Source organism: Nostoc commune NIES-4072, assembly GCF_003113895.1.
Lineage (GTDB): Bacteria > Cyanobacteriota > Cyanobacteriia > Cyanobacteriales > Nostocaceae > Nostoc > Nostoc commune.
The window spans coordinates 3,603,904-3,617,564 of the sequence record NZ_BDUD01000001.1 but is presented as its reverse complement, the minus strand read 5'-3'; the positions used below and the strand labels follow the sequence as shown (position 1 = coordinate 3,617,564).

The window sequence follows — 13,661 nt, the reverse complement described above, 5'->3', positions numbered from 1 at the left end:
AGTGTTGAACATCATCAATGGGATGATTGCAAAGATATTCTAAAACCTTGCCTTTGATAGATGTTATATAAAACTGAAAAGGAGATAACCTAAGTTAGATAAATTTGATGACAGCGCTTAGGGTTACTTCTCCAAGCAAACATTTTCATGAGAATTCTGTTGGTTGAAGACGATGATTTGCTTGCTCAAGCTGTAGCTACAGCTCTTACCAAACAAAATTATGTGGTTGATATTGCTGCTGATGGTGAAGCTGGTTGGGAATTGATAAGTGTTTGTAACTATGACCTGATTTTGCTAGATGTGATTCTGCCAAAGCTGGATGGTATCAGTCTTTGTCGGCAATTACGCCAGTCAGGACATCAAATGCTGATTCTGCTTTTGACAGCAAAAGATACTAAAACAGATAAAGTTATCGGTTTAGATGCCGGAGCAGACGATTATGTAGTCAAACCATTTGACTTTCAAGAGTTATCAGCTCGGATTCGTGCTTTACTGCGTCGGGGAAATACTTCTTTACCTCCTATTTTGGAATGGGGAAGCTTGCGTCTCGATCCTAGTACTTGTGAGGTAACTTATGCAGATATTGTACTAAATTTAACGGCAAAAGAATTTAGTCTTTTAGACCTGTTTTTACGCAACAACCAGCGCATCTTTAGCCGGAGTGCAATTGTAGATCAACTTTGGAGTGCTGAAAAAGATCCACCTGAAGAAAATACGATTAAATCTCATATCAAAAGTTTAAGACAGAAGCTAAAAGCAGCAGGTGCTAACTATGATTTTATAGAAACTGTTTATGGAATGGGTTATCGTTTAAAAGCTCTATCGAATGAACAAAAATGTCAGAAAGATCAGCAGGAAACAGATTTAAAACAACAGAAAACTCTCCTAGCAGCCATTGCTCAACAACGGGAAAATTTTAAAGTTAAGGTTGATTCGCGCATTACAGTATTGAACTTAGCTGCTGATGCTTTAAGAAAAGGTACACTTGATGTTGAACTAAGGCAAAAAGCAGAGCAAGAAGCTCACAAGCTAGCTGGTTCTTTGGGTAGTTTTGGCTTTCCCAAAGGCTCGTTATTAGCTAATGAAATAGAAGATGTATTTCAAAATCAAAAATATATTAGCCAAGCTAAATGTTTTTATTTAGATAAGCTTTTGATTAAGTTGCAACGAGAACTAGAAAAAGCTCCAGTTGAACAAATACAAAATTTACTATTAGTAATTAGCAACGATCGCCAAGTAGTAGAGGAATTGATAAAGGAAGCTGAAAATCAGGAACTACAAGTTAAAATTGCTACTAATCTCACTACAGCCAGAAATATAATTCCATCTTTAAATCCCGATGTGGTGCTACTGGATCTTGATATTGACAAAGATAGCTTGAAGTTATTAAGAGAATTATCGCAGCGATCAGCTACGCTGGGCGGAACGCCATCGCCACTGCCAGAAATACCAGTGTTAGTTTTTACAGAGCGAAATAATTTTAGCTATCGCGTTGAGGTTGCACGAGCTGGCGGACGTGCTTTTTTACAAAAATCTATGCCTCCTAGCCAAATTTTAGAGTCAGTCAGTCAAATATTACAACAAACTTGTATTACCGAAGCAAGAGTAATGATTGTAGACGACGATTCACAGACATTAACTTTTATACAACAATCTTTAGAACCATTAGGACTGACTCTAAAAACTCTTGAAGACTCACGATATTTTTGGGATAATCTGACAGAATTTTCTCCAGATTTGCTAATTTTAGATGTGGAAATGCCTAATATCAATGGCATTGAAATTTGTCAGGTAGTACGTAACGATCCATACTGGAAATCTCTACCAGTACTTTTTCTGGTTGATAATTTAAACACAGATATTGTTGAGCAAATATTTGCGATCGGTGCTGATGATTGTATAAGCAAAACTGCTAAAAACTCACAACTAATTACTCGTGTATTGAATCTTGTAAAGCGAATCTAAAAGGTAAATGGTAAATCACAATCATCTGTACCTATACCTGATATTATGTCCGGTTGAAGACTTATTATTTAGGAGACAGAGAGCTAATAAGTCAAAAGTAAAAAGAGAAGAATCAAGACTTCATCAATTCTCTTTTGCCTTTTGACTTTTGACTTCATCTTGGGGGCCAAGCGTTGCGTGAGTCTTCTCCCTGGGAGACGTTTCACGAACGAGGGTCGTTACGAATTATGAATTATAACTAATCGTCCTTTTCTTCCATCAGGTGTTTTACTTCATTACGAGAAATTTTGATTTTCTGACCATCAAACTTAGTCAGATTGAAGAAATTATCTTCGTTAAAAGTAAGTGATTGTTCTTGCAGTATGCCAATTGCTATCTGCTCACCCAGTTTCAGGGACTCTGTGTAATCACTGCGCCAGTGAACACCAGCACCATTACGAGCGATGGAAATATTGGCAGCAATTTTATTCAATTCTCCACCAACCGTCATTTGACCTGCATCAGCACCATTGTATTGAACTAGTTTCGTACCTTCAGCATCGGGAACAACTGGTTCAGGAATCACCCAAGCTTCATCAAACCATGCTTTCAGAATAGTAACGCAAGCACCTGCTACGGTAGCGTGTCCAGCGCCGTATGCGGGGTGGGTAGGAGAACCTTCTGGGAATGCTAGTGGTAACAAGTAAGTACCGTAGCGGCTGTGGACTTTTTCAAGGGCGCTGGTGCGAAAAACTTCATCATTAATTGGGGGTTGCTGAAAAAGTATGAAAAAGCAATCTTAAGGGTTGACTAGTTATTCAAGCAAAATCAAAGATAAGCTTTTCTTGTTTATAACTAATAAAATCATAATTTTCAGTTATACGGAACTGCAAAAAAGGTGCAGTTTTCAAAAATAGACATAAAAAAGCATAAAACACCCGCGACAGGTGAGTAGAAAGATTCATCACTAGAAAAGTAATAGCAATTGCAGTTTCAGAAGTGTGGGAAAGTTTCGCCATCACTCGATTGAGGCTAAACCTTCTTTTAGCTTGCCCAAATTTTCCTTCAATACAATTACGAATTCTCTCAGATTCTAAATCTTGTTTCTTTTTTTCTTTACTAACATTGGCTGGTGGTCTTCCCAAAGGAGGACCACTCATGATAATACCTCTTCCTTTGCACCAAGCTCTATTCTCTCTTGTGCGATAAATTTTATCTACATGAACCGATTCTGGATAATAGCCAGTATAGTTTTTATATGCTTCTACTTGTGATTTTAAGTCTCCTGATTCATTAAAATTATCCCAACTAATATGGTCTAAAAATACATACCCATCAAAATAACTAGCTGATAATTTTGCCCCAAATTCCACGGCTTTCCCAGCTTTTCCACGGACAATTGGGCGGATATGTGGTTGGCTTAAACTAACGATTCGGTCATCAATACTCTGTTTTTTATTTTCATACAACCATAGTTGTTGACGATAAACTTCTACAACTACAAGCAACATTTTATATTGTTTAGTACTTAGTTTTTCTAGAGTTGCTCCCGATCTGATTAGCTGGTCAATATGAGATAAGTTTCTTTTGATATATTGAAGCTGCTTTTTAATCGCTTTTTTCCTATCTTTTTGGGATACACGACGTTTTTTAGCGACTTCTAAGTAGTTTTTTCTCGCTATTTCCCGATAAGTCCTTGGTTTTTTCTCTAATGTACCTTTTATCTGTTCATAAAGAAGGTCTATTATTCGTTCTGTCTGTTTTCTTGCTTGATTTAATAGCTCGAAATCTGTTGGATAGCTGATGTCTGCTGGCGCACAAGTCGCATCTAATATTAATTTTCCCCGATTTTTCGGCGTGTTATCTTCTTTTTCTAATTCTTCTATTTTTTTTTGAGTTGATTCAGTTGATTCAGTTGATTCAGTTGCTAAAGTCGAAGATGTTGTCTCTAGCATCCTTTTAACAGTTTCTTGATTTACTTTGTTTACTAAGTCTGCACTAATTCTTTCACGAAAATGGACTAGCATAGATGGATCAAATGGAGCTTCATTAATATAAGATGATATTCCTATGAAGTACTGTAGATAAGGGTTTTCTTTAATTTGTTCTACTGTTTCTCTGTCGCTTATTCCTAGTTTTTCTTTGATTATTAATGCGCCTAATGCCACCCGAAATGATTTTGCTGGCGCTCCCATCTCTGCCGAAAAAAATGAAGAATATTCCTCTTCAAATTCCGCCCACGGTATTAAATCAGCCATAATTACCCAACGATTATCTTCTGATAATTTTCCTTCAAACGGAAGTTCAAAGTTTTCTGGTGGGATTGTAGTTTGCTCCTGCTTTCGGTACATGGTTACTAATGACACACTTTAGTCCTGCTAGTCACGGTGATGCAAGGATTTTGGGTTATTTTACCCTCAACTCTTGCACCTGAATATCTTTCTTTGGTCTGATAATCTAGAGACTGTAACCTTTTCTTTTTTTTCAGCAACCCCTAATTGGATATTTTGCACGGCCAGTCAGTTGATTATGAATCAGTCCGCCAAATGCTTCTGGACGTAACCGACGATGTACATACCACTTTTGGAACCATACAGCTTTCAAAGCTCTGGTTGCTACCTCAGTCACCAAACTGAGAATATGGGGATCGCCAAAAGTCCCAAACCCAATTTGAGTTTTAGAATTTTTGTAAGGATTTCCCTCATCTACAGGAGCTTTCAGTCCCAACAAAATCAAACAGGCGTTGAGGTAAGCTTCGTAGAGAGCATCAACGTGGACGTATTGACCGATATCTCGCACATTACGGATATAGCGTGGTGTGTCATCGAAAGCGTCTTTTTTGGCTTCGCCACCGTTTTGGATATTTAACCAAGTTTCATAATCAGTCAAGTAATTGATATCTCGTTGTACGGTTTTTTGTTTTTGAGAAATCGTTAGGGAACCGAAAGGAATATCCTTGAGCAATAACTGGGAGATATAAGGGCCTACTAAGTCACCAGTATGAATACCTCGGAACAGCGTAGCTGGTGTGATACATCCATCAACTTTCGGGCCGCGAAAATCAGACAATTTGGACAAATCTGCTGCGGCTTCCGCAACTAAGGGATCTTTTGCATAATCAGTGAAGTTGATATCTCGCAACAGCGCCATCCAGTAGAGTTCTACCATTTCCCCTGAGTTTTCGGCTGAGTCGATACGAGGTGCTGGAGGAATAGCCGGTGCATGGCCGTCGGGGCCTTCTAGATCGAAACCTAAGCCTGCTTGGGGATTAGTCAATTTGCGACCAAGACCTAGCTTGATGGCTTCAAAATCTTGTGGTTTGCCACTTTCAAGGGCTTTGAGTAGAGATTTATAAGCTTCTGGCTTGACTTCTCCAAGTTCATTATGAGGCAAACCCTTAGAGAAATTTGCAATGTAGTTGGGATTTCCATCTGCGCCGCGATAGTCTTGTTCTTCACCATTGCAAACATGATCCGCCGCACCCCGATTAAAGGCAATCTGCGCTGCTTGACGACGAATCGATCGAGATGATTTCCGACGTTGTTTGTTGTTTTCAGGGCCAAGTTCTTGGCATTCTTGACGATCAGAACGCTCTTTATTCATAAACAAATGTCTTTTGTGAAGTTAGTATGTGGTAGCCACGTGTATATCTACCGATCGCAGTTTGAAGATTTCGGAAAGCCTGACAGGTTTTTCTCATATCTCTAATCGCTGAGTATATTTGCTTAAAGTTAGATGTCTTCATAGTTATTTCAAGTATTAAATATTATGTAGTTTAAATGTATGTCTCAGTTTGCGAATGATTTGCCTCTGCATTACGACTAGTCCACTCTCGTAATGCCCAAAGGTTAATTAAAGCTGCTAATCCAGCCCCAAGAGAGTCCATAATTAAATCGATAATAGTGTCATCCAAGCTTTCAATTACTTGAGTATTAAGGATTTTACCGGCAGACCATTCCGTAACTTCCCACAAAGCACCAATGGCAATTCCAAAACTGGTAATTGTCACTAGATATAAGAGTGTATGATTACGAAATATATTCAGCATTGAACCGTAGACTAAAAAACTGAGTGCGAGGGTAATTGCAAAAGTCGTATAAGCATGAACAATCTCATCATAAGGGCCTGGCATACCAAAGAAATCCCATACCCAACCAGTAGCATTTAGCAATGCAGCCAAGACAAATAGAAAATCAAACAAGGTGGGTAACTTATTATCTTGAATGACAAATACAAAGGATGCAATAAGGAAGACTGCAAGACCAAAGGCATTTGTCCACTTGCCTTGAACTGCTGTGGCTATGACAAGAATTGTTAATAGAGCTTGTCCTAACCACGCAATAATTCGATAACCTTTCCAATTGAGACTTTTCATTTTTTTCTTTCAGCTAAAGTCTGATTTTTTAAAGCTTGAATCACGTTGTCATATTGCTTTTGCACATCCTGGCGGTCTAGTTCTTCTGGTAAACCGTCTTGGCTACCGCGCAAAATCATCTCTGCATGACGCTGTAAAACTACTTGATATTTGGGATTGTTGGTGTAAGTTGCAATATTCTCGATCGCTTCTAATAAACGAATGGTTACTGATGTATCAGAGCGTGCATATTGGCGAATTCCATTAAAGGCACTATCAACCAATCCCTCAAATGTTACCCCAAAAGCGATCGCACGTAATTTATGATCTTCATCGTAGCGGTAAGGTGAAGGAAAATCTTTTTGGGCTAAACGGGATAGTCCAGCGCCTAGTCTATCAACACAGCGAATTGCAGTAAATGGGTCATTAATCCCTGGAGAAAGCGCACGTAGGGCAATTTCTACTAACTGATCGATGGGAAACTCGATATCTTGCTGTTCGCTACGTTCTTTACCCAAAATAAAGCAATCATTGATTTGTTTGGTTAATTTTTGGTTCACAAATTTACCAGGAAAAACCATAACTAAATCACTGTCCTTAACAATAAACTTTCCGGGTCGAGACTCGACGCGCAATAAAAGATTGTTTCTGCGGGCAATTTTCATCAATTCTTCGTCGTCAATTGCTTGTATGTAACCATTCTTATTAACTATTACAGGACTTGCAACCAAGTCAAAATTGTCAGGTATTTCTGCAATTTCTTGTCCAAATGGGATACTACGCCCGATTTTTTTGGGAAACAAGCGATCGATGGCTCTATCTAAGTCATCACTAACATTTTCGATGATGTGCGAAGCCTGAATTATTGTAGAAGCATGATCGATAAAATAAATCAAAACTCCGATGCTAATAATTGCCAGTAAAATACCGCACGTAACCGAAATTTGCGGTACAAACTGACTATATCCATCTCCCTCACCATGAATAGTCCGAAGTATCAGCAAGCAGTAGATAAACGTACTAATAAATGTACCAAGGACAACTTGATTGCCAGTGTCCTGCATGAAATTACGCAGGAGACGGGGGCCAAAATTGGAAGCAGCTAACTGAAGCGCCACGATTGTAATTGAAAAGGCAGTAGCAGCAACGCTAATCATTGAACCTGCAACTGCTCCTAAAACCGATCGCGCTCCGTCTGCTCCACCAGTATAGCTCCACCAATAATTAAGACCTGCCTTACCTGTGCGATCGAGCATTAACATTATGAATGCCAACGCAGTGGTAATTATAGCCATAATTGACGGAATGAACCAATAGCTTGAGTGGAGCGTATCCCACAGTTTGCCTAATTTGACATTTTTCATGTTTCATTATTCACCTTTGCAGAATCTACTTTACTATTGCCATCATCTTGCTTTTGAGCAAGTAACCTGAGAGTATCGCTAATACGGCGTGGCTTTGGTACTTCACCTTTGCCGGCAGGCCAACCTTCACGCTGACGGGAGCGATCGCCATCTGTCTCTTCGGTCTGGTCATGAAATAGAATTTGTTGTGTGGGAAAAGGTAAATCAATACCATTTGCAACGAGTTTTTTCTTAATAGCAGTAATCACTTTATCCCGCGAAATCAGATTATCTGCTCGTCTTGGTGGATGAACCCACCAGCGCACCCGGATGTTAACAGTGCTTCCGGCTAGTTCCATTGCTAGTACATCAGGAGCCGGATCTTTTAAAACCTCGTCTACGCTATGCATTGCGTCTAACATCAACTGCTTGGCTTGGTCAATGTCGTCGCCGTAGCCAATACCGACATCGTATTCTAATCGGCGGTTATCAAAAGCAGTATTGACAGTTACCGAATTAGTAAATAATTCTGAGTTAGGAATCACAATCCGCCGACCATCGTAGGTTCTGATTGTTGTTGCTCTTGTTTGGATATTTTCAACTGTTCCCTCAAAGCCTTTAAACACAATTTGGTCGTCAATTTGAAAAGGTTCAGTTAGTAGAATTAAAATCCCAGCTAAAAAGTTTTGCAGAATATCGCGGAAAGCAAAACCAATTGCTACCCCACTAATTCCCAAAAGTTGGACTAAATCGCCAGCTTTAAATGAGGGAATTACAATAGAAAGGGCGATAAACAACCCAATCAAAATTGTTATGCCCTGAGCTAACCTTCCCAGCACTAATCCAAGATTACGGGCGGAACGACGGTTACGAGTTAACCGCTTAACCACTACCTTAATTCTGCTAGCAATAAACAAAAATAGTATAAAGACAATTAACCCTAACAGAAGGTTAGGTAGCAAAGCTATAAACCCGTTAATCATGCTTTGAACTTTATCCCAAGCTGCGGAGATTTCTGCATTCATAAACTTTCCTCACTAATTAATATTTGCTAACATCAACGCTGTGAATTTTGATGCAATAATTCTTGAATTTCCTGCCGCAAAGCTGTAATTTCACTCTGAAGCATTTGAATCGATTTCGCTCCGGCTAACTCTGCTTGATCATCATCGGCATCACGGCCAATAAAAAAGGTCGCTAAAGTTGCAGTGACATAGCCAAACACGGCAAACGCATATAATGCTAAGAAAAAACAAAGCACCCGTCCTTCGGGCGTTTTGGGCGAATAGTCAGAACCCATCGTTGTCATGAGCATTGCTGTCCACCAGAAAGCAGTGCTGTAATCGTGCAGTCCTGATTCATCAGGAACTTCGTTTTCAAATGCATACATCCCTGCTGCTCCTATTACAGTAACGATCGCAGTTAATGCCACAACATAACCAAACCCTCGACGACTAATACTTGCTCCCAAAACCCTCATTCCTTGGTTAGCACGAGTCATGACTCGCAACAGTTGTAGCCCTCGCACAACCCTGGTTGTTCGTAGTATCCGTATAACTCGTATAATCCGAAAACTACGCAGGGCTGGCAACATCAGAGAAATAGCTGTTAGCCAGTTGTTTTTGATATAAGAAATTTTCTGAGGAGCGATCGTTAGTTTCAGTAGAAAATCTAAGATAAAAATAATCCAAATAGTGATGCTAACGGCTTCCAGGAAAGGATTTAACCCCCAGACGATCTCGATGATGAATAGTGCTAGCCATACAAAACCTAGCACCAGCATGGGAATTTCTAGCCAATCTTCCAACTGTTGTAAGACTTCGCTGCGTTCTTTTTCTAGGGCTTGCTTTTGGGAAAGCTTTGGACTACTCATAATATTAATTCGTAATTCGTAATTCGTAATTCGTAATTCGCAATTCGTAATTAAAATCTCCATCATTAGGTTTTTAGGTTTGAATCTGTTGCTGTATTTTAGAGAATTGGGCTTATTGTTTACTCACTGGTGGTTCTAGCACGTTGACATCAACTAAAGGTGTGACATTTAAATCCTGTTTCAATAATTGAGCTTGAATTGATTGGGTGAGCCTAGAGCGTATTTCTTCATTAGACACTGTAACTTGCGGTTGACGCTGCACATAAATAACAGATAGCAGGGTATCCTGGCCTTCAATGTTGGATCGTGTAAAGCGTACATTCGACTCGACTAATTTTGCTAAACCAACTTGCTCCACAGCTTTCTGGACTTGGGCGTTAGCACGTTGGGCAAGGCTAGAGCGTTGAAGATTGGGAGAATGGGAAAACTGCCAAGTTAGTAAAAGAGCCAATGCGATAACAGTGATCGTCAAAGCAATAGTAAATACCCGTTTTTTACCACGCCCATAGCGAGTTGCTTGAGGAGACAGCCCAAAAATTCGGAACAAGAGGGCTGCTGAAAAGTTGATGCCGCATAGTTGCAAAAACAGTAAGAACAGCCCCGAAATTGCCATATCCCACCTGCCAATTGCACTTGCCATACCGACAATTCCCGCAGGTGGAGCTAAGGAAGCGGCGACTAACATTCCGGTTGCTGCCCCAGAGACTAAACTGCTCCGGTCTGACTGAACCAAGGTGAGCGCTCCGGCGGCTCCGGCTACCAATGGTAAAATCACTGCCACTGCTGAAATCTGGCTACTGTCTAGCATTAAACTAGTGGGGATTTCTTGCCTTAAGATTAGGCTAAGTAGCCAAGTGGTGGCAATTGTGACTGCTAAAGCGGCAAAATATCGTAGGATACTCCGCCCCAGGAGTTTGCGATCGCCCCATGCAGTTGCGATCGCTGTATTCATTGCCGGGCCTGCAAACGGCGCAATCAGCATTGCCGCTACCAGTAAGTAAGTTGTATTAGTATACAAGCCAATCCAGACTACAAAACCTGCAAGCGATGCATAACCTAGAAAACCTTGCCAAGAGCCAACACTTTGCAAACCAGAAAGAAAAATCTCAATCGGACTGCGTTCTTCTACATCCACAACTTGCTGGGCTGCTTCCGATGCAGGTGGTTGCAGAGCGATCGCACCAGTTGGTATGAGCGTGATGTGTACTTTGGGCAAGTCTTGCAATTCCTCTAAGACTTTCCCAACTTCTCCATTAGAAACGTGAACAATCACCACATCAATCGGTTCGTCTGCATTCCCTTCAAATCGTGCCAGATTTGTGCCGTTATGAGATTTGGCAATATCAATAACAGCTTTTCCGTTTCCCCGTGGTACTTGGATAATGAGTTGACGCATTTTATCCTCCTGAGCTAACCATCTTGCTTTTTAAGGCAATAACTCTACTACCCAAAGAAATATTTTTTTAAAAATGTATCTCATACTCAATCAACATTGGTTTGTTTATTGCTTAATTTGGGAAAATTGGTGTAGCAAAAGGTTTCATTACATTATCGTTTTAGATTTACATTAAATCTAAATAGTGGAAAACACGTGAATAAATCAGCTATATTTTTCCTTTATTACCCCAGGGTTTAATTTTTATTGTTTACATGGAAAGTTTTGATGTCGGTATGAATTATTATTCAAGCACCAATTTAAACACTAATTCAAACACCTAAAAATTTGTTGTTCGTTTAACCCGCTAGATATCTCTTAATGAATAAGTAGAATCAGCCTATAGTAGTATTTTAAGATGTATTAGAAATTTATCCCCGAAATCTGCACTATTTAATAATAGTATCGAAGCATTAAAAGAATGAATGATTGAAAAAAAGGGGCATAGATCGTGACGCAGTTAACAAAGATAGTGTCAGCAGGTGTATCTTTACTATCTTTAAATTTAATAGTACTTGCAGTTGGAGCATTAGATACATCTGCTCAATCTTCATCTGTAAATACTTTTAGCGATGTTAAATCTAGTTATTGGGCAGAGCCATTTATTCGGGGTTTGGCTGCAAGAAATATTGTAACTGGATATCCTGATGGTACATTTAGACCAGAACAGCCAGTAGACCGAGATGAGTTTGCAGCAATCATTCGTAAAGCTTTTGATCGACCAGCAATTCGCCAGATCCAAAGTGGTGCTGTATATAAAGATATTCCTGCTAACTATTGGGCAACTCGTCCCATTGAAGAAGCATATCAACAAGGTTTTATGTCGGGTTATGCTGGTGGTTACTTTCGTCCCAATCAACCGGTTTCTAAGGTTGAGGCTATAGTTGCTTTAAATAAAGGTTTAAATTTAACTACTAGTGCATCAGCAGTTACCGTCCCTACAATCGCGCAGAGAGTATTTCCTGAACAAACCACACGAAAAGCTGTAAAAAGACGTATTTTCATGCCTCTTGCATTTACTACTTTGATGCAACCGTTATTAATATCAAAAGCTCAGGCTGTAACAGCTAATGCTGTGGATCTTAACCATCCTGCATCATTTATTATTACTAATACTTACGCAGATGCCAACAAGATTCCGCAATATGCTGTTGGAGATGTAGCAGCAGCAACCGAAAAAAATATAGTGGTGAATTATCCAAATACCAAAGTTCTTAATCCAACAAAACCTGCCACACGCGGAGAGATTACAGCTTTAATTTATCAAACTTTAGTTTCCCAAGGAAAAATCGAACCAATTGCTATTAATTCAGCTGCTAGTCAATTTATTGTTCGTACTCCTATCAGAAAGCAAAAGGTTAAATAAATGTGATTTGTCTTTAATAAATTCACCAGGTTAAGCAGCAAGAAATTTAGTTTTCATCCTTAGCTTTTGGAGAATCTACCTTACCGTTGTCATCTCGTGGGGAGCGCTCTTGAGCAAGTAACTTGAGTGAATCACCAATGTTACGGGGTTTTGGTATTTTGCCTTTACCAGATGGCCAACCTTCACGTTGATGAGAGCGTAGACGCGGAGCGGCTTGTCGCCAGACATCGCCATCTGTCTCTTCTGTCTGGTCATGGAATAAAATTTGCTGTGTGGGAAAGGGTAAATCGATGCCGTTTTCGACTAAAGTTTTCTTAATTGTAGAAAGCACCTTGTCCCGTGAGGCGAGGTCATCTGCACGTCGTGGCGGGTTGATCCACCAACGAATGCGGATATTAACGGTACTTTCGGCTAGTTCCATAAGCAGCACATCAGGAGCAGGGTCTTTCAGTATTTCTGGCACATTATGCAATGCTTCAAGCATTAACTCCTTGGCTCGGTCTATATCATCGCCGTAACCAATACCGACATCATACTGTAGTCGGCGACTGTCAAAGGCAGTGTTCACAGTGACCGAATTAGTGAACAATTCTGAGTTAGGAATCACAATACGGCGACCATCGTAAGTTCTTAGGACTTACGCAAAAATTGCTAAAAAGCTTAATTTCTCGAACCGCCAAGACGCCAAGAGCGCCGAGAATTCGTAGAGTGTGCGTAAGTCCTAGTTCTAATTGTTGTCGCTCGTGTCTCAATATTTTCTACAGTTCCCTCAAAGTCTTTAAAAACTATTTGGTCATTGATTTGGAACGGCTCTGTCAAGAGGATCAGAATCCCAGCCAAGAAGTTTTGTAGAATGTCACGAAAGGCAAAGCCGATCGCTACACCGCTAATCCCCAGTAGTTGTATCAAATCTCCGGCTCGAAATGTCGGTATTACAATTGACAAAGCCACAAATAGCCCGATTAAGAGTATTGTACCTTGCGCCAAGCGTCCCAGTACTAGTCCTAGATTCCGAGCTTGGTGGCGATCGCGAGTTAATCGTTTAACTACTCTCTTAATTGCTCTAGCCACCGCGAAGAAGATTGCAAAGACAATCAATGCCAGCACGATATTCGGCAGTAGGACAATGAATCCGTTAATCATTCCCTGAACTCTGTCCCAGAGTGCGGATATATCTGCATTCATGATCTTACTTGCTTAATTAGTCAACCTTAATAAGAATATAAAAAGATTTTGATATTTAACTCTACCTTTAGTTAGTTTTTACTATCTATAAATAGGATGAAAAATTTATTTTAGGGCAGGATAATAAAATTTTAGATATTAGACATAAGAGTGAAAATGAA

General features: G+C 39.9%; 10 protein-coding genes and 1 pseudogene. 2 read left to right on the top strand and 9 right to left on the bottom strand.

The window, feature by feature from the left end; genetic code table 11:
* The first annotated feature begins 147 nt into the window (after positions 1-147).
* The gene (locus CDC33_RS16100; RefSeq protein WP_109009309.1) at positions 148-1,965 is read left to right on the top strand and encodes a response regulator; all 1,818 of its coding nucleotides are present in this window, start codon (positions 148-150) and stop codon (positions 1,963-1,965) included.
* A 238-nt stretch (positions 1,966-2,203) separates the two neighbouring features.
* Here the strand turns inward: CDC33_RS16100 and CDC33_RS16095 are convergent, their stop codons facing one another.
* The 8 genes from CDC33_RS16095 to CDC33_RS16060 form a co-directional block, all read right to left on the bottom strand.
* A complete protein-coding gene (locus CDC33_RS16095) occupies positions 2,204-2,647 on the bottom strand; it encodes a vanadium-dependent haloperoxidase (RefSeq protein WP_244919247.1) in 444 nt (147 codons plus the stop codon).
* Between the two features lie 115 nt (positions 2,648-2,762).
* Positions 2,763-4,295: an IS5 family transposase gene (locus tag CDC33_RS16090; RefSeq protein ID WP_109007337.1), complete on the bottom strand. Its 1,533-nt coding sequence runs from the start codon at positions 4,293-4,295 to the stop codon at positions 2,763-2,765.
* Between the two features lie 133 nt (positions 4,296-4,428).
* Positions 4,429-5,547, bottom strand: coding sequence for a phosphatase PAP2 family protein (locus CDC33_RS16085; RefSeq protein ID WP_244919246.1), 1,119 nt, complete (start codon positions 5,545-5,547; stop codon positions 4,429-4,431).
* 172 nt (positions 5,548-5,719) lie between these two features.
* Positions 5,720-6,319 carry a DUF2238 domain-containing protein gene (locus tag CDC33_RS16080; protein ID WP_109009308.1) on the bottom strand — a complete coding sequence of 200 codons (600 nt, stop codon included), beginning with the start codon at positions 6,317-6,319 and terminating at the stop codon, positions 5,720-5,722.
* Positions 6,316-7,662 carry a DUF2254 domain-containing protein gene (locus tag CDC33_RS16075; protein ID WP_109009307.1) on the bottom strand — a complete coding sequence of 449 codons (1,347 nt, stop codon included), beginning with the start codon at positions 7,660-7,662 and terminating at the stop codon, positions 6,316-6,318. Before CDC33_RS16075 ends, CDC33_RS16080 begins: the two co-directional genes overlap by 4 nt.
* Positions 7,659-8,666, bottom strand: a complete 1,008-nt coding sequence (locus tag CDC33_RS16070; RefSeq protein WP_109009306.1) for a mechanosensitive ion channel family protein — start codon at positions 8,664-8,666, stop codon at positions 7,659-7,661. Before CDC33_RS16070 ends, CDC33_RS16075 begins: the two co-directional genes overlap by 4 nt.
* A gap of 32 nt (positions 8,667-8,698) precedes the next feature.
* Positions 8,699-9,514: a potassium channel family protein gene (locus CDC33_RS16065; protein WP_109012594.1), complete on the bottom strand. Its 816-nt coding sequence runs from the start codon at positions 9,512-9,514 to the stop codon at positions 8,699-8,701.
* A 112-nt stretch (positions 9,515-9,626) separates the two neighbouring features.
* Positions 9,627-10,910 carry a DUF389 domain-containing protein gene (locus CDC33_RS16060; RefSeq protein WP_109009305.1) on the bottom strand — a complete coding sequence of 428 codons (1,284 nt, stop codon included), beginning with the start codon at positions 10,908-10,910 and terminating at the stop codon, positions 9,627-9,629.
* A 490-nt stretch (positions 10,911-11,400) separates the two neighbouring features.
* On the opposite strand from CDC33_RS16060, the gene CDC33_RS16055 reads away from it, so the two are divergent.
* Positions 11,401-12,315, top strand: coding sequence for an S-layer homology domain-containing protein (locus CDC33_RS16055; protein WP_109009304.1), 915 nt, complete (start codon positions 11,401-11,403; stop codon positions 12,313-12,315).
* A gap of 46 nt (positions 12,316-12,361) precedes the next feature.
* Here the strand turns inward: CDC33_RS16055 and CDC33_RS16050 are convergent.
* Positions 12,362-13,500: pseudogene (locus CDC33_RS16050) on the bottom strand (mechanosensitive ion channel family protein).
* Positions 13,501-13,661 lie beyond the last annotated feature (161 nt).

Bases quoted from the DNA above. Each gene is read 5' to 3' on its own strand.
- CDC33_RS16090 (WP_109007337.1), bottom strand. From the start codon at position 4,295: ATGTACCGAAAGCAGGAGCAAACTACAATCCCACCAGAAAACTTTGAA.
- CDC33_RS16070 (WP_109009306.1), bottom strand. From the start codon at position 8,666: ATGAATGCAGAAATCTCCGCAGCTTGGGATAAAGTTCAAAGCATGATT.
- CDC33_RS16080 (WP_109009308.1), bottom strand. From the start codon at position 6,319: ATGAAAAGTCTCAATTGGAAAGGTTATCGAATTATTGCGTGGTTAGGA.
- CDC33_RS16075 (WP_109009307.1), bottom strand. From the start codon at position 7,662: ATGAAAAATGTCAAATTAGGCAAACTGTGGGATACGCTCCACTCAAGC.
- CDC33_RS16060 (WP_109009305.1), bottom strand. From the start codon at position 10,910: ATGCGTCAACTCATTATCCAAGTACCACGGGGAAACGGAAAAGCTGTT.
- CDC33_RS16100 (WP_109009309.1), top strand. From the start codon at position 148: ATGAGAATTCTGTTGGTTGAAGACGATGATTTGCTTGCTCAAGCTGTA.
- CDC33_RS16065 (WP_109012594.1), bottom strand. From the start codon at position 9,514: ATGAGTAGTCCAAAGCTTTCCCAAAAGCAAGCCCTAGAAAAAGAACGC.
- CDC33_RS16085 (WP_244919246.1), bottom strand. From the start codon at position 5,547: ATGAATAAAGAGCGTTCTGATCGTCAAGAATGCCAAGAACTTGGCCCT.